The 15,620-nt window shown below is 65.0% G+C and carries 18 protein-coding genes and 2 pseudogenes; 13 read left to right on the top strand and 7 right to left on the bottom strand.

Translation table 11 applies throughout. The annotated features are described in order from the left end of the window. The first annotated feature begins 19 nt into the window (after positions 1-19). The 6 genes from greA to gndA all read left to right on the top strand — a co-directional run bounded on the left by greA (position 20) and on the right by gndA (position 4,763). A complete protein-coding gene (gene greA / locus VQ044_RS03325) occupies positions 20-490 on the top strand; it encodes a transcription elongation factor GreA (protein WP_327645209.1) in 471 nt (156 codons plus the stop codon). Positions 491-600: 110 nt separating this feature from the next. Continuing rightward, entirely contained in the window at positions 601-993 is a 393-nt protein-coding gene (locus VQ044_RS03330; RefSeq protein WP_327645211.1) for a YkvA family protein, read from the top strand. 162 nt (positions 994-1,155) lie between these two features. Beyond that, the gene (locus tag VQ044_RS03335) at positions 1,156-1,314 is read left to right on the top strand and encodes a DUF3563 family protein (RefSeq protein ID WP_327624371.1); all 159 of its coding nucleotides are present in this window, start codon (positions 1,156-1,158) and stop codon (positions 1,312-1,314) included. Positions 1,315-1,599: 285 nt separating this feature from the next. Next, entirely contained in the window at positions 1,600-2,526 is a 927-nt protein-coding gene (locus tag VQ044_RS03340) for an ABC transporter ATP-binding protein (RefSeq protein ID WP_327645212.1), read from the top strand. Further along, positions 2,523-3,284 (top strand): ABC transporter permease, encoded by a 762-nt coding sequence (locus tag VQ044_RS03345; RefSeq protein WP_327624368.1) that lies wholly within the window; start codon positions 2,523-2,525, stop codon positions 3,282-3,284. Before VQ044_RS03340 ends, VQ044_RS03345 begins: the two co-directional genes overlap by 4 nt. Positions 3,285-3,338: 54 nt before the next feature. Next, positions 3,339-4,763 carry an NADP-dependent phosphogluconate dehydrogenase gene (gndA, locus tag VQ044_RS03350; protein ID WP_327645213.1) on the top strand — a complete coding sequence of 475 codons (1,425 nt, stop codon included), beginning with the start codon at positions 3,339-3,341 and terminating at the stop codon, positions 4,761-4,763. A gap of 12 nt (positions 4,764-4,775) precedes the next feature. On the opposite strand, the pseudogene VQ044_RS03355 reads toward gndA, so the two are convergent. From VQ044_RS03355 to VQ044_RS03375, 5 genes and pseudogenes are all read right to left on the bottom strand, one after another. Then, a pseudogene (locus VQ044_RS03355) lies at positions 4,776-6,077 on the bottom strand (arsenic transporter); the annotation flags it as partial. Between the two features lie 50 nt (positions 6,078-6,127). Further along, positions 6,128-6,553, bottom strand: a complete 426-nt coding sequence (gene arsC, locus VQ044_RS03360; RefSeq protein ID WP_327624366.1) for an arsenate reductase (glutaredoxin) — start codon at positions 6,551-6,553, stop codon at positions 6,128-6,130. Beyond that, a complete protein-coding gene (locus VQ044_RS03365; protein ID WP_327645215.1) occupies positions 6,550-7,095 on the bottom strand; it encodes an arsenate reductase ArsC in 546 nt (181 codons plus the stop codon). The genes arsC and VQ044_RS03365 overlap by 4 nt, the downstream gene beginning before the upstream one ends. Further along, positions 7,092-7,439: an ArsR/SmtB family transcription factor gene (locus tag VQ044_RS03370; RefSeq protein ID WP_327645216.1), complete on the bottom strand. Its 348-nt coding sequence runs from the start codon at positions 7,437-7,439 to the stop codon at positions 7,092-7,094. The genes VQ044_RS03365 and VQ044_RS03370 overlap by 4 nt, the downstream gene beginning before the upstream one ends. Positions 7,440-7,534: 95 nt before the next feature. Continuing rightward, positions 7,535-8,353, bottom strand: coding sequence for a potassium channel family protein (locus VQ044_RS03375; protein ID WP_327645217.1), 819 nt, complete (start codon positions 8,351-8,353; stop codon positions 7,535-7,537). Positions 8,354-8,459: 106 nt separating this feature from the next. On the opposite strand from VQ044_RS03375, the gene VQ044_RS03380 reads away from it, so the two are divergent. Then, entirely contained in the window at positions 8,460-8,747 is a 288-nt protein-coding gene (locus VQ044_RS03380) for a SelT/SelW/SelH family protein (RefSeq protein ID WP_327645218.1), read from the top strand. On the opposite strand, the gene VQ044_RS03385 is transcribed toward VQ044_RS03380, so the two are convergent. Both VQ044_RS03385 and VQ044_RS03390 read right to left on the bottom strand, forming a co-directional pair. Next, positions 8,748-9,119 (bottom strand): DUF427 domain-containing protein, encoded by a 372-nt coding sequence (locus VQ044_RS03385; protein ID WP_327645219.1) that lies wholly within the window; start codon positions 9,117-9,119, stop codon positions 8,748-8,750. It abuts the gene before it with no gap. A gap of 144 nt (positions 9,120-9,263) precedes the next feature. Continuing rightward, positions 9,264-9,698 (bottom strand): glyoxalase superfamily protein, encoded by a 435-nt coding sequence (locus VQ044_RS03390; RefSeq protein WP_327645220.1) that lies wholly within the window; start codon positions 9,696-9,698, stop codon positions 9,264-9,266. A gap of 261 nt (positions 9,699-9,959) precedes the next feature. On the opposite strand from VQ044_RS03390, the pseudogene betB reads away from it, so the two are divergent. From betB to VQ044_RS03420, 6 genes and pseudogenes are all read left to right on the top strand, one after another. Beyond that, positions 9,960-11,425 (top strand): annotated as a pseudogene (gene betB / locus VQ044_RS03395) (betaine-aldehyde dehydrogenase). A gap of 108 nt (positions 11,426-11,533) precedes the next feature. Next, positions 11,534-12,100, top strand: coding sequence for a sigma-70 family RNA polymerase sigma factor (locus tag VQ044_RS03400; protein WP_327645222.1), 567 nt, complete (start codon positions 11,534-11,536; stop codon positions 12,098-12,100). Then, positions 12,097-12,822, top strand: coding sequence for an anti-sigma factor (locus tag VQ044_RS03405; RefSeq protein ID WP_327645223.1), 726 nt, complete (start codon positions 12,097-12,099; stop codon positions 12,820-12,822). Before VQ044_RS03400 ends, VQ044_RS03405 begins: the two co-directional genes overlap by 4 nt. Positions 12,823-12,884: 62 nt before the next feature. Then, the gene (locus VQ044_RS03410; protein ID WP_327645224.1) at positions 12,885-13,043 is read left to right on the top strand and encodes a hypothetical protein; all 159 of its coding nucleotides are present in this window, start codon (positions 12,885-12,887) and stop codon (positions 13,041-13,043) included. A gap of 100 nt (positions 13,044-13,143) precedes the next feature. Next, positions 13,144-14,376, top strand: a complete 1,233-nt coding sequence (locus VQ044_RS03415; protein WP_327645225.1) for a 3-methyl-2-oxobutanoate dehydrogenase (2-methylpropanoyl-transferring) subunit alpha — start codon at positions 13,144-13,146, stop codon at positions 14,374-14,376. A 229-nt stretch (positions 14,377-14,605) separates the two neighbouring features. Further along, positions 14,606-15,619: an alpha-ketoacid dehydrogenase subunit beta gene (locus VQ044_RS03420; protein ID WP_327645226.1), complete on the top strand. Its 1,014-nt coding sequence runs from the start codon at positions 14,606-14,608 to the stop codon at positions 15,617-15,619. Position 15,620 lies beyond the last annotated feature (1 nt).

Raw genomic sequence — 15,620 nt, forward strand, 5'->3', positions numbered from 1 at the left:
AACGCGAGGATATGGATCGATGAGTGTCGCCTTCGTCAAGGAACCCAATGAGGATCAGGTCGAGGTCCTGCCGGACCGTGAACTGGGCTCGGACCCGAACCTGGTCACTACGCGCGGCCTAAAACTGATCGACACTGAGATCGCGGCGCTGGAAAAGCAATTGGACGAGGCGCGCGCGGCCGGCGACAAGCTCGCCATGGCCACGATCAACCGCGATCTTCGCTACTGGCAGGCACGCCACGCGACCGCCGAAATCGTCGTCCCGCCAGCCTCGGTGGCGACGGTTCACTTCGGAAGCCGCGTGGCGATCGAGAGGGACGATGGTCGCAGGCAGCTGTTCCAGATCGTCGGAATCGACGAGGCTGACCCGGCCGATGGCCTCCTCTCCTATATATCGCCGCTGGCCAAGAGCCTGATGGGAAAAGAGCTCGGCGACGTCGTCAAGGCGGGCGCCAGCGATGCCGAGATCGTCGAGATTATGGCGGATTAGGCTGAGGCCGCGATCGCATAAAGCGCGGCGGACGCGGCAACGATTCACGTGAAACAAAGGCGGCGCGGGCGGGTCGTCCCTCTCCTGATAGTACTCGTGCGGGGCGGAACATGAGCAAACCCCTCTGGTCCGGCGTGAAGGCTTGGGCGCGCGACCTGAAGCGTGACGTCGTTGCGCTGTGGATCGCCGCGCGCGATCGTAGGACGCCGCTGCTGGCGAAACTGCTGGCCGCCTCGGTTGCCGCTTATGCCCTGTCTCCGATCGACCTCATTCCCGATTTCATTCCGGTGCTGGGCTATCTCGACGATCTCCTGATCGTGCCGCTCGGCATTTTTCTGACCATTCGGCTGGTGCCACCAGCGCTGATGGCCGGGTTCAGGATCGCGGCCGAGGCGCGTGCGGGGCGCCCTGTCAGCCGCGCCGCGGCAGCGGTTGTCGTCGGGCTGTGGCTTGCCGGATTGGCGGCGGTCGCAGTCTGGCTGTGGCCTGCGAAGACTGGCTGAGCGCCCGAAGGCATCCGCTGCGGCCGATGCATTGATCCTTAACAGATCCTTACCGTCGCTCTTCCTTACCGTCGCTCTGCCTGCAGGACATGGCAGCGTTGCACGGCAGCCCATTGCTGCATTGCACAAGAATGATCATCTTGAACAGGAAAGGAGAATGCCATGAACATCACCGACAAGATCCGCAGCGCATTCCGCCGCAATCCCGAGCAGGAGCGCGTTCGCGCCTATCTCGACCAGTCCATATCGATGGCCGATCTGGAGCGCCGCATGCGCGAAGTCGACCAGGGTCGTTTCCAGCCGCGCGGCTACGGATTCTGAGCCAAGTCCTGTCGGGATTCGGCCGGACACGACCGGCCGCATGCCGCCTGCGGCATCGCCGCCGCGTGACGCGTCCAGTCTTGGGGCTGACCGTCTGCCGATCGTCCCGTAACTGGGCTCCGTCGTAGCGGAGCACGTGAACCGGCGGACGGCTGCGCGTGCCCTGCGACACTGCTCACCTCTGGCCAAGTTCGACGAAACGGCTATCTCGACGCATGATGTCGAGCCGCGCCGTGGCCGTTCTGCTGCGCCGGTCCCATGCTAGCCCGGTTCTCAAGGCCCTCCATGTCCCCGATCCTGTCTGTCCGGAACGTCTCGAAGACCTTTGAGGGCGGATTCCAGGCGCTGAAGAACATCGATCTGGCGATCGACAAGGGCGAAATCTTTGCGCTGCTCGGCCCGAACGGGGCCGGCAAGACCACCCTCATCTCGATCATCTGCGGCATCACCAACCTGTCCGAAGGCGCCATCAGCGTCGCCGGTCACGACATCGGCAAGGATTATCGCGCCGCGCGGTCGATGATCGGCCTGGTGCCGCAGGAACTCACTACCGACGCCTTCGAGACGGTCTGGGACACGGTGTCCTTTTCACGTGGCCTATTCGGCAAACGGCGCGATCCGGCGCATATCGAGTCGGTGCTGCGCGATCTGTCCCTGTGGGACAAGAAGGACGCCAAGGTCATGACGCTGTCGGGCGGCATGAAGCGACGCCTTCTGATCGCCAAGGCGCTATCGCACGAGCCGGAGCTGCTGTTCCTCGACGAGCCGACCGCCGGCGTCGACGTGTCGCTGCGGCGCGACATGTGGAACGTCGTCCGCCGCTTGCGCGATTCGGGCGTCACTATCATCCTGACCACCCACTACATCGAGGAAGCCGAGGAGATGGCCGACCGCGTCGGCGTCATCTCCAAGGGTGAGCTGATCCTCGTCGAGGGAAAAGCCGAACTGATGCGCAAGCTCGGCCACAAGGAGCTGACGCTGCAATTGCAGGAGCCGCTGGAGCGCCTGCCGGAGACGCTGGTTGGCTATAATCTCAGCCTGGCGCCCGACGGCGAAAGCCTCACCTACACCTACGACACCCACGCCGAGCGGACCGGGATCGCGACGTTGATGGCCAAGCTGTCCGACGCGGGCCTACGGTTCCGGGATCTGTCGACCAAGCAGTCGACGCTGGAGGAGATTTTCGTGAATCTGGTGAAGGAGCGGGCATGAATTTTCAGGCCGTGCGCGCGATCTACGTGTTCGAGATGGCCCGCACCTGGCGCACCGTCATGCAGAGCGTGATCTCGCCGGTGATTTCGACCTCGCTCTATTTCGTCGTGTTCGGCGCGGCGATTGGCTCGCGTATCACCGAGATCGATGGCATCTCCTACGGCGCCTTCATCGTGCCCGGCCTGATCATGCTGTCGCTGTTGACCCAGAGCCTGACCAACGCGGCCTTCGGCATCTACTTCCCGAAATTCGTCGGCACGATCTACGAGATCCTGTCGGCGCCGATTTCCGCCTTCGAGATCGTGCTCGGCTATGTCGGCGCCGCGGCGACGAAATCGGTGATTCTCGGGTTGATCATCCTGGCGACGGCCGCGCTGTTCGTCGATCTCAGGATCGAGCACCCGGTCTGGATGATCGTCTTTCTGGTTCTGACGGCGATCACCTTCTCGCTGTTCGGCTTCATCATCGGTATCTGGGCGGACGGTTTCGAGAAGTTGCAGATCGTGCCGCTGTTGATTGTGACGCCGCTCGCCTTTCTCGGCGGCAGTTTCTATTCGATCAAGATGCTGCCGGAGTTCTGGCAGGACGTCAGCCTCGTCAATCCCGTCGTCTATCTGATCAGCGGCTTTCGCTGGGCATTCTACGGCACGTCGGACGTCTCGATCGGCGTCAGCCTGACCATGACACTGGCGTTTCTCGTTGTTAGCCTGGCGGTCATCGGCTGGATCTTTCGTACCGGTTACCGATTGAAGAGTTGAGCAGCGCGCGACCGCGCTTAAGGGTTTTGGTCCGACGAGGCGGAGGAGGACGGGATGAACGACGGCCAGGCCGATATCGGCGTTCTGGGGCTCGGCACGATGGGCGCCAATCTCGCCCTCAACATCGCCGAAAAGGGCTTTACGGTCGCGGTCCACAACCGGACCACGGCGAAAGCCCTCGCGCTTCGCGACGACAATCCCGATCTCGGCAAAAACATCCTGCCGACGGAAACGCTGGAAGACTTCGTCGCCGCCCTGAAGAGCCCGCGACTGGTGCTGTTCATGGTCACCGCCGGCAAACCCGTCGACGATGAGATGCAGCGGGTCATGCCACTGCTGTCGCCCGGCGACGTGATGATCGACGCCGGCAATGCCGACTTCAACGACACGGTCCGCCGCTCGGCCGCCGTGGAGGAAACCGGCCTGCATTTCGTCGGCATGGGCGTCTCCGGCGGCGAACTCGGCGCGCGACACGGGCCCTCCATCATGGTCGGCGGCGCGAGAAAGACCTATCCGCTGCTCGAGCCGATCCTGGAAAAGATCGCGGCAAAATACGAGGGCGAGCCCTGCGTCGCCTGGCTCGGGCCGGACGGCGCCGGGCATTTCGTCAAGACCATCCACAACGGTATCGAATATGCCGACATGCAGATGATCGCCGAAATCTACGGCATCATGCGCGACGGCATCGGCCTGAAGCCAGCCGAGATGGCGAAAATCTTCGCCGACTGGAACACCCGCGGCCTTGCCTCTTACCTCATCGAGATCACAGCCGTGACGCTCGCCGAGTGTAACCCAGAAACGAACCAGCCGATGGTCGATGTGATCGTCGACGAGGCGGGCCAGAAAGGCACCGGCCGCTGGGCGGTGATCGAGGCGCAAAAGCTCGGCGTCGGCGCGACGACGATCGAGGCGGCGGTTTCAGCGCGCGGTGTGTCGTCCCGGCGCAGCGAACGCGAAACGGCCTCCGCGCTCTATCGGGATCTCGAGATTGACGACGTCGAATTCGGCGGCGCGGCCGAGCACATCGCCGAACTCGAACAGGCATTGGAAACGGCCAAGATCATCGCCTACGCTCAGGGCTATGCGACAATGGCGGCGGCCTCAGAGGAATATGGCTGGAGCCTGCCGCTCGGCGAGATTGCCCGCATCTGGCGCGCTGGCTGCATCATCCGCTCGCGCTTTCTCGACGATATCGCCAAGGCGTATGACGCCGGGAACGTGGTCAATCTGCTGCAGGCGCCGGACTTCGTCACCCGCGTCGCGGCGGGTGAGGCGTCGCTGCGCCGCATCGTCGCCAAGGCGGCTCTCGCCGGCATCCCGGTGCCAGCCCTGTCGGCGGCGCTGGCCTATTTCGACGACTACCGTCGGGCGCGGGGCACGACCAATCTGACCCAGGCCCAGCGCGACCTGTTCGGGGCGCACACCTTCCGCCGGCTCGATAAGGAGGGCGTCTTCCATCACAAATGGCCCGCTGTCTGATCCGGTCTGGCTGCTGCCGAGAAGCGGCAGCCAGACGACCAGCGCAAGCAGCGTCGCCAGCAGGACCGGCGGCGTGATCACCAGTCCGACCTTCATGTACTGGCCCCAGGTGATGCGATGTCCCTTGGCAGCCAGGACATGCAGCCAGAGCAGCGTGGCGAGGCTGCCGATCGGGGTGAATTTCGACCCTAGATCGTTACCGATAACGTTGGCATAGACCATCAGCTCCTGCGTCAGCGGCGAAACGTTCGCCTGGTCGATTGCCAGGGCGCCCACCAGCGTCGCCGGCATATTGTTCATGATCGAGGCCAGGATCGCGGCGGCAAAGCCGGTTCCCACGGTGGCGATGACGATCCCCTGCCGGCTCAGCCAGACGAGGACATCGGCTGCCAGCTCGGTCAGGCCCGCATTGCCGAGGCCGTAGACCACGAGATACATGCCGACCGAGAACAGGACGATCTGCCAGGGCGCGTTGCGGAGGACCCGGCCGATCGGAACCACGGCCTCGCCCCTGCCGATCCAGCGGCCGGCGATGGCCAGGAGCAGGGACGCCGCCGCGCCGGTGACGAAGGCGATCGGCACGTCGAAGGGGCCGGTGGCGAAATAGGCGACGAGAAGCACCCCCAGCAGCGGAAATGCCGCCCTGAAGACCAGCGGATCACGAATTGCCGAACGCGGCTCCTCCAGTTCCTCCGCCGGGTAGGATGCGGGGACCGATCGGCTGTAATAGGTCCAGAGGACTGCGAGTGTCGCGCCCAGGGCGACGAGGTCCACCGGCACCATCACCGCCGCGTAGCGGTTGAAGCTGATGTCGAAATAGTTTGCCGAGACGATGTTCACGAGATTGGAGATAATCAGCGGCAGGCTGGTCGTGTCCGCCACGAACCCCGTCGCCACGATGAAGGCAAGCGCCGCCTCGGGTCGAAAGTCCAGTCGCAGCAGGATCGCGAGAACGATCGGGGTGAGGAGCAGCGCCGCGCCGTCATTGGCGAAGAAGGCCGCGATGACCGCGCCGAGCAGGACGACGAGTGGGAACAGCCGCCGGCCGTTGCCACCACCCCATCGCGCGACATGCAGCGCCGCCCAGTGAAAGAAGCCCGCCTCGTCGAGGACCAGCGAGATGACAATCAGCCCGACGAAGGTGAAGGTCGCGTCCCAGACGATGCCCCAGACCACGCCGAGGTCGGTGAGGTCGACGACGCCTGCGGCGAGCGCCACGGCCGCGCCGCCGAGCGCGCTCCAGCCGATGCCGAGACCCTTCGGCTGCCAGATGACGAGGACGAGGGTGGCGAGGAAGATCGCGAAGGCGAGCACGGGCGTTATCCGGACGAGGAGAGAAGATCAGATCGAATTCCGCTGTCTTCTCATCCGTCGTCGAACCGGCCACCGCCCGCGGTGACCACTTCGCCGTCCTCCTTGGTGAACGGTCCGATCTCCGGGGCCGGCAGGACCTCCAACACCGCCTCGGACGGCCGGCACAGCCGCGCGCCCTTGTCCGTAACGACGATCGGCCGGTTGATCAGGATCGGATGCGCCATCATCGCCGCCAGGATTTCCTCGTCCGGCAGTTTCGGGTCGTCGAGCCCGAGTTCGGCATAGGGGGTCCCCTTCTCGCGCAGGAGCTCGCGCGGCGTCATCTTCATCCGGTCGAGAAGCGCGATCAGCGTCTCGCGGCTGGGCGGGGCCTTCAGATATTCGATGATCCGGGGTTCCTCGCCGGACTGCCGGATCATGGCGAGGGTGTTGCGCGAGGTGCCGCAGTCGGGATTGTGGTAGATCGTGACAGTCATGAGGTCTCTGCTGCCTTGGGAACGGACGCGGTCGTATCGTCCAGGCGGCCAATGGCGCGGATTTCGGCGGTCAGGCTGGTTCGCTCGAGCTTATCGACCGGCAACGCCGCGAAGACGGAGATGCGATTGCGCAGATGATGGAACGTTCGCAGAAAGGCGGCGCGCTCCCACATTTCGCCGCGTTTCTCCGCCGCCGGGTCCTCGATGCCCCAATGCGCGGTGATCGGATGCCCCGGCCAAACCGGACAGGTCTCGCCGGCCGCGTCGTCGCAGACGGTGATGATGAAGTCGAGCGGCACGGCGGTTTTCCCGCCCGCGGCAAATTCGTCCCAGGATTTCGATCGCAGGTCTTCGGTTGGAAAATTCAACCGGCGGAGCAGTTCAATTGTTTTTGGATGCACTTCGCCGCGTGGATCGCTGCCGGCGGAACAGGCGCGAAAGCGATCGCCATGAGTGCAGTTCATAATGCTCTCGGCCAGAACCGATCGGGCCGAGTTCCCGGTACATAGGAACAGAACGTTAAACGGCGCGTCGGGCGTCATTGGCAGACCTCCTTCGAACATGCGCCCAGAAGCGCGCTGAGGTCGCCGCAGATTTCCGGACGGCCGCCGCAGCAGTCCTCCGTCAGAAATGCCAGCAGCTCGCGCATGGCGCGGTAGTTCGCGGCATAAAAGATGTGCCGGCCGACCCGCCGGGAGCGGACAAGGCCGGAGCGCTCCAGCGCCGTCAAATGAAAGCTCATGCGGGTCGGCGGAATCGCCAGTCGATCGGCAATCTCGCCAGAGGCTAGGCCGTTCGGGCCCGTCTTAACCAGCAGCCGGAAGGCCGAAAGGCGATCGATATGAGCGAGGGCCGCGAGCGCCGCGATAGCGTTGTCATCATCCATTCTGAAATAATACAACGATGTTTGTAACATCACAATGACGGCGCAAACCCGCGACACTGTACCGAGAGGATCGGCGATGCGTTCGAAGCAGCCGCCTACCGCTCGTGGTCGGGGATCTTCAGGGCGTAACCGCAGGCCTTGCAGTGGACGGCGTCGGGCTCGTGGCGCTGCAAGCCGCATTGCGGACAGGGAAAATGCACCTTGTTCGGCCGGAACACCGCCTGGGCGAGCCGCACGAACAGCGAAATGCCGATGATCATGATGACGATCGAGGTGAGCTTGCCCCACGATCCGGCAAGGGTGATGTCGCCATAGCCGGTGGTCGTCACCGACGCGACAGTGAAGTAGAGGGCGTCGAGATAACCTTCGATGCCCGAGCCCTTGCGGAAGAAGGTCGTGTAGACGAAGCCGGTCGCCAGAAACAGGAAGGTGATGAGATTGACGACGGCGCGGGCCGGGATCTCCCATTCCTGGTAGCCGTGCCGCCGCAGCGGCCGCCACAGAACGCCGCTCTGCGAGATCGACCACAGGCGGATGATGCGCAGGAAGCCGAAATTGATCAGCCAGAACGGCATCAGCAGCGTCGCCAGGATGACCAGGTCCAGCAGCACGAAGGGCTGGCGCAGCCACCGCAATGGCTCGCGCGCGGCAAAACCGCGGCCGGCGATATCGAGCGCCAGGATCGCAGCCACGGTAAAATCGACAATGAGAAACGCTTCCGTTTCGCGCAGCACCGGACTGGCGATGAACAGGGCGATGATGGCCAGATCGACGACCAGGACCGCCATCTGGAACCGCAGCGCCTTGCGCGTATGGCCGTGATAAAGCCGGCGTAGCCTCACGCGCGCCCGAGTGACGCGGGTCCGGAGGCTTCGGCCATGCGTGTCGGTGGCTGGAAGGAGCGTTCGAAGCATCAGGGCCGTCGGTCTAGTCTCGGGGAGCGATAGTGTGGACCGGTCGGTATCAAAGGGGCGTTAACATGCAGTGGTCCACTGCCGGGCGTCAGGAAACCAGAAGACAATGAGCAAGACGAACACCGCCCCGCGAATAACCATCACCTATTGCACGCAATGCCAATGGCTGCTCCGCGCTGCCTGGATGGCGCAGGAGCTTCTGTCGACCTTCGGGTCAGACCTTGGTGAGGTAGCCTTGGTTCCGGGCACGGGCGGCGTCTTCGAAATCCGCTACGACGGCGCGACGATCTGGGAGCGCAAGGCCGACGGCGGGTTTCCCGAGGCGAAAATCCTCAAGCAGCGCGTGCGCAACCGGCTCGACCCGGCGCGCGACCTCGGCCACAACGATCGTTGATCACGCAGCGTCGACGGTCACGAAGCGCTTGTCGAACGCCAGATGGCCGGCGATCTCCCTGACGCCGTCATGGGGATTATCGTATGCCCAGACGGCATTTTCGGCTGCCGTGCCCTCAGCCGAAATCGACCAGTAGCGCGCCTCGCCCTTGAACGGGCACGTCGTGCTGCGGTCGGTCGGATGCAGGAAGGCCATCTCCACCCGGTCCTTGGGAATGTAGTGGACGGGGGCGTAGCCCGTTTCCTTCAACACCAATGCGTTGTCGGCCGAGGCGATGACGACGCCGTGGAAGGTGACGGTCACCGGCCCCGTGGCCGGCTCGATGCTGATGCGCTCTCTGGTGCGTTCGGCGAGGTCGGTGGTTATGATCATGTCCCTTCGCGAAAGATTCGATCAATCTTCGATCAACCAGGGAAGCCGGATGGCGATCCCCGGTTCCGCCGCTGCGGCGAACGGTCCGTTGTAAGGCGGCGACGCCGGGCGGAAAGGCCGCCCGGCGTATGGCTTGAGATGCGCTCAGAGCGCCAGTTCGAGATGCGGCCGTCCGTCGGAGGTTTTCTCCACGGTCGCGCCCTTGGCGTCGATCGTGACGGTCACCCGTCGCCGGAACGACGAGAAACTCTCGAAGGCGACGACATCGACGGGCGCGTCGAACTGGATAGTCGCCCGAAAACGGCCGCTCTTCGAGAGCCGCTGCAAGGCGATCAACTCGCCGGTGAAGCTCCTGCCGAGATAACGTCCCTCCACCGGCGCTCCGATGAGGAGATCGGCAACAGTCCGGCTGCGCTCGGCCGAGGCGTGCAGCGTGTTCCAGTCGCGAAACCCGTGCTGGCGGGCGACGAGTTCCAGCGTGGCGCTGTGGGTGAGGCTATGGCCGTCCTGCTCGAGGCCGGCCCTCAGGCGCTTGGCCTGGGCCTTGAAGTCGTTGACGGATGTGGTCATGCCGGTCATCTGCGTACCTTTCGCGGTTTCGCATGCGGCGTCGAAGGTTCGGGGCTCGCAATTGCCGTCCGGCCGCATGTCATCGCTGATGGCGTCACGGATGCTCGATAAGGGAGTTCACCAAAGGCTTTCGCCCGCGAGCGGCGGGCTCCCTCGGCCCGAGGCATGAGATAAGAGGGCGCAATCACGCTTTCAATATCGGCTTGTTCCGGTGGCCGAAACGGGTCCGCCCCGCTAGAACCCGTTCAACGAACGAAGAGGACACAGCCCATGCGCGCCCAGCCAACCGCTTCCCACTATATCGACGGCGGCTATGCCGAGGACGAGGCCGGCGCGGTCTTCGACAGCACCTATTCCGCGCGACCGGCGAGACCATCGCCCGGCTGCATGCCGCAACGCCCGCGCTGATCGAGCGGGCGGTGGAGGCGGCCGAGCGGGGGCAGGCGGTCTGGGCGACGATGACGGGGGCCGAGCGCGGCCGCATCCTGCGTCGGGCGGCCGGCATCATGCGCGAGCGCAACCGGGAGCTTTCCGAACTGGAGACCCTCGACACCGGCAAGGCGCTCTCCGAGACCCTGGTGGCGGACGCTGCGTCCGGCGCCGACAGCCTCGAATATTTCGGCGCGCTCGCCGCCGACATCAACGGCGAATACATCGATCTCGGTGGCTCCTTCGCCTATACGCGGCGCGAGCCGCTGGGCATCTGCGCCGGCATCGGCGCCTGGAACTACCCGATCCAGATCGCCTCCTGGAAGGCCGCCCCGGCGCTTGCCTGCGGCAACGCGATGATCTTCAAGCCGTCTGAGGTAACGCCGCTCTCGGCCCTGAAGCTCGCCGAGATCCTGACCGAGGCGGGCGTGCCGGCCGGGGTCTTCAACGTCGTGCAAGGGATGGGCGCCGTCGGCGCGGCGCTCGCAAGCCACAAGAAGATTGCCAAGGTCTCGGTCACCGGCTCGGTGCCGACCGGCGCTCGGGTGATGGAAGCCGCCTCCGCGACGACCAAGCATGTGACGCTCGAACTCGGCGGCAAATCGCCGATCCTGGTCTTCGCCGACGCCGATCTCGACGCTGCGGTGTCCGGCGCGATCCTCGGCAATTTCTATTCCACCGGTCAGATCTGCTCCAACGGTACCCGGGTCTTCGTCGAGCGCTCCGTGCGGCCGGCCTTTGTCGAAAAGCTGGTCGAGCGCGTGAAGGCGATCAAGCTCGGCGATCCGATGCAGGAGGAGACCGATCTCGGACCGCTGGTCTCCAGGGCCCAGTTCGACAAGGTACTCTCCTATCTGGAGATCGGTCGGCAAGAGGGCGCGACGCTTGCTTGCGGCGGCCACGCGGCAAAGATCGACGGCTTTGCCGACGGAAGCTTCGTCGAGCCGACCGTCTTCACCGACGTGGCCGACGCCATGCGCATCGCTGGCGAGGAGATCTTCGGGCCGGTGATGTGCGTTCTCGACTTCGACGACGAGGCCGAGGCGATCCGGCGCGCCAACGCCACCGAATTCGGCCTCGCCGCCGGCGTCTATACCAAGGACATCCAGCGCGGACACCGGGTAGTGGCGAAGCTCCAGGCCGGCACCTGCTGGATCAACGCCTACAATCTGACGCCGGTGGAAATGCCCTTCGGCGGCGTCAAGCGCTCCGGCCTCGGTCGCGAAAACGGTCGCGCCGCCCTGGAGCACTACAGCCAGGTGAAGTCGGTCTATGTCGAAATGGGCGTCAGCGAGTCGCCGTACTGACGGGCGACCCGTCTGCCGGAATGTCGCACCCGCGGCGCGTTGACAATGCGGCGGCGACGTTGTTCCGCTGTGTCGCATGATCGGCGAGCGAACGGATAGTCGGGCGAGATGACCACGGTGAGCGCGGACGAGGGCCGGGCCTTTCTCGTGGACAGGCTGCGCGCCGTCGCCGATGGCGACAAGGCGGCCTTGCGGGAGGTCTACGATCGCACCTCGGCGAAGCTTTTCGGTATATGCTTGCGTATCTTGGGCAATCGCGAAGAGGCCGAGGATGTGTTGCAGGACGTTTATCTGACCGTATGGAATCGGGCGGACAGCTTCGACCCCGGTCGGGCGAGCCCGATCACCTGGATGGCGACGATTGCCCGCAACCGGTCCATCGACCGGCTGCGCCAGATCGGGCCCCGCGCCCATGACAGATCGGTCGACGAGGCGGCGGACGTCGCGGACAAAAATCCGGATGCGCTGGAATTGCTGCATCGCGCCGACGAAGGCCGCCAACTCGCCGCCTGTCTCGGCGAACTCGACGAGCGGACGCGGGACGCGGTCGCCGCGGCGTTTTTCGGTGGCTTGACCTATGACGAACTCGCCCGGCGGGCCGAGGTGCCGCTCGGAACGATGAAAAGCGTGATCCGGCGCGGCCTGATGAAGTTGAAGGGATGTCTGTCGCAATGAGCGCGCCGCGCGATCAGGAACGGGACGACGCGGATCTGGCCGCCGAGTATGTGCTTGGCGTGCTGGACGGTTCGACGCGCCGGTCGGTCGAGCGCCGCGCCGCGAAAGATCCGGCCTTCGCCGCCGAGATCGACGCCTGGGCCGAGCGCCTCGGGCCATTGGCCGCTGCCGTTCCGCCCGTGGAGCCGCTGGTTGGAGTTTGGCCGCGAATCGCCGCCGATCTCGACCGCATCACCCGCCGGTCGACCGAGCGTTCCGGGCCGAAGGGCCGCCGGGTTTCAGCGATCTGGCAATGGCTCGGCATCGGCGCGATGGGGCTCGCGGCGGCGAGCCTCGCTGCATTGATCTTTGTCGCGAGGCAAGACCTCGGCGCGCCCGTCGCCACGGACGGAACCCTGACGGCGACGCTCGCCTCCGACACCGGCACGCCGCTGGTTACCGTGGTGATCGACATGAACACCGCGACGGCGACGTTGATTCCGGTCGCCGGTGCCACAGAACCTGGCCGCGTGCCGGAATTGTGGCTGCTGCCGGCCGGCGGTGGGGCACCACAATCGCTCGGGCTGATCACCATGGAACGGCCGCTGCGGGTGGTGCTCAGGGGCGGCGAACTCGACGCTCCGGAGACCGCGCTGGCGGTCTCGATGGAGCCGGAGGGCGGTTCGCCCACCGGCCTTCCGACCGGCCCGGTCGTCGCGTCGGGCGCGTTGCATTCGATCTGACGTTCGCCGTCAGGCGCTGTGTCGGTGGCGCTGGCCCTTCGGATCGACTACTGGCTCTGGCGATGAGCAAGCTGTTTTCTCTCCTGTTCGTGATTCTGATGGGAGCCCACCTGATCAAGCCCTTCGGCCTGCCGGGGCTGAAAAAGCGCGGCGACTTCTGGAAAATCGCGGCAGTCGCACTGGTGCTGTTCAGCCTCGCGGTGCTGATCCGGCCGGAATAACCGTGACGGCGGTCTGCATGGCTTTCCTCCCGATCCAATCCCGTTAGATTGTATCGTGGGCGCGGCCTGTGATTCTTCGGCCGCGAGGGGAGATGCGCTTATGGCCGACGACCGACCGCTGAGCCTGCATGTGCCGGAACCGGAGGTTCGGCCCGGTGGAACGCCGGACTTTTCCGGCGTCAAGATCGCCAAGGCCGGCGCGGTTCGGCGTCCGCCGGTCGATGTCGACCCGGCCGAAATCCGCGACCTCGCCTATTCGATCATCCGTGTGCTCAACCGCGACGGCGAAGCCATCGGCGAATGGGCCGGCACCCTCGATGACGAAGCGGTTCTCTCCGGCCTCAAGACGATGATGCGTGTGCGCGCCTTCGACCGGCGCATGTTGATGGCCCAGCGCCAGGGCAAGACCTCATTCTACATGCAGTGCCTCGGCGAGGAGGCGATCGCCTGCGCCTTCCGCGAGGCGCTCGGCCCCGGCGACATGAACTTCCCCACCTACCGACAGCAGGGGCTGTTGATCGCCGACGATTATCCGCTCGTCGACATGATGTGCCAGATCTATTCCAACCGCCGCGACCCGCTGAAGGGCCGGCAATTGCCGATCATGTATTCGTCGAAAGAGCATGGCTTCTTCTCGATCTCGGGCAATCTGGCGACGCAGTTCGTGCAGGCCGTCGGCTGGGCGATGGCCTCGGCGATCAAGGGCGACACCAAGATCGCCGCCGCCTGGATCGGCGACGGCTCGACCGCAGAGAGCGATTTTCATTCGGCGCTGGTTTTCGCGTCGACCTACAAGGCCCCCGTCGTTCTCAATATCGTCAACAACCAATGGGCGATCTCGACCTATCAGGGCATCGCGCGCGGCGGCTCCGGCACCTTCGCCGCCCGTGGCCTTGGCTTCGGCATTCCCTCGCTTCGGGTCGACGGCAACGACTATCTCGCCGTCCACGCGGCCTCGAAATGGGCGGTGGAGCGCGCGCGAAAAAATCTCGGGCCGACGCTGATCGAGTGGGTGACCTATCGCGCCGCCGCCCATTCGACCTCCGACGATCCCTCCGCATACCGCCCGAAAGAGGAAACCGACGCCTGGCCGCTCGGCGACCCGGTCAAGCGGCTGAAGAACCATCTGATTGCCCGCGAGGCCTGGAGCGAGGAGCGGCACGTCCAGGCCGAGGCCGAGATCGACGCGGAAATCCTCGCCGCCCAGAAGGAAGCCGAGACCCACGGCACGCTGCATACCGGCCCGAAGCCGTCGGTCCGCGACATGTTCGAGGACGTCTACGAGACGATGCCGCCACATCTTCGGCGCCAGCGCCAGCAGGCGGGGTATTGAGGATGGAAACCTTGCAGAATTGGACGCCGCACTTCCAACCTCGTCATCCCGGCCTTGAGCCGGGATCCACTCCAAGTCGTCCAACGCGGCAAAATCGTTGGATCGGAGATTGTTTTTCCTCCACCGTCCCGGCGGCTGCCGTGGCTTGGCATGGATCCCGGCTCGGGGGCCGGGATGACGAAGCCGATATGGATGGCGCCTCGCATCGCACAACGCGGAGTCTCGCCTGATGCCGCGCATGACCATGATCGAGGCGATCCGCGACGCTCACGCGGTGAAGATGGAAGAAGACCCCAGCGTCGTCGTCTATGGCGAGGATGTCGGCTATTTCGGCGGCGTGTTTCGCTGTACGGCGGGGTTGCAGGAGCGTTTCGGCAAGAACCGCTGCTTCGACGCCCCGATCAACGAAAGCGGCATCGTCGGCACCGCCATCGGCATGGCCGCCTACGGGCTTCGTCCGGTCGTCGAGATGCAGTTCGCCGATTACGTCTATCCCGCCTACGACCAGATCGTTTCGGAGGCGGCGCGGCTGCGCTATCGCTCGGCCAACGACTTCACCGCTCCGCTCGTCGTCAGAATGCCGACCGGCGGCGGCATCTTCGGCGGCCAGACCCATTCGCAGTCGCCGGAAGCCTTGTTCACCCACGTCTCCGGGCTGAAGACCGTCGTTCCCTCGAACCCCTACGACGCCAAGGGCCTGCTGATCGCGGCGATCGAAGACAACGACCCGGTGATCTTCCTGGAGCCGAAGCGGCTCTACAACGGTCCCTTCGACGGCCATCACGACAGGCCGATCACGCCCTGGTCGAAGCACCCGCTGGGCGAGGTTCCGGAGGGCCGCTACATCGTGCCGCTCGGCAAGGGCGTCGTCCGTCGTGAAGGCGCCGCCGTCACGGTTCTCGCCTACGGCACCATGGTGCATATCGCCGAAGAGGCGGCGCGGATGACCGAAGTGGACGCCGAAATCATCGATCTCAGGACCCTTGTGCCGCTCGATCTGGAGCTGATCGAGGCCTCGGTGAAGAAGACCGGCCGTTGCGTCGTCGTCCACGAGGCGACCATGACCTCGGGCTTCGGCGCCGAACTCTGCGCGCTGGTCGAGGAGGCGTGCTTCTATCACCTCGAAGCCCCGATCCTGCGCGTCGCCGGGTGGGATACGCCTTATCCGCACGCGCAGGAGTGGGACTATTTCCCCGGTCCGGCGCGGGTCGGCGGCGCCCTCAAGCAGGTGATGGAGGGCTGAC

The organism is Aurantimonas sp. C2-5-R2 (assembly GCF_036549495.1).
Taxonomy (GTDB): domain Bacteria; phylum Pseudomonadota; class Alphaproteobacteria; order Rhizobiales; family Rhizobiaceae; genus Aurantimonas; species Aurantimonas coralicida_A.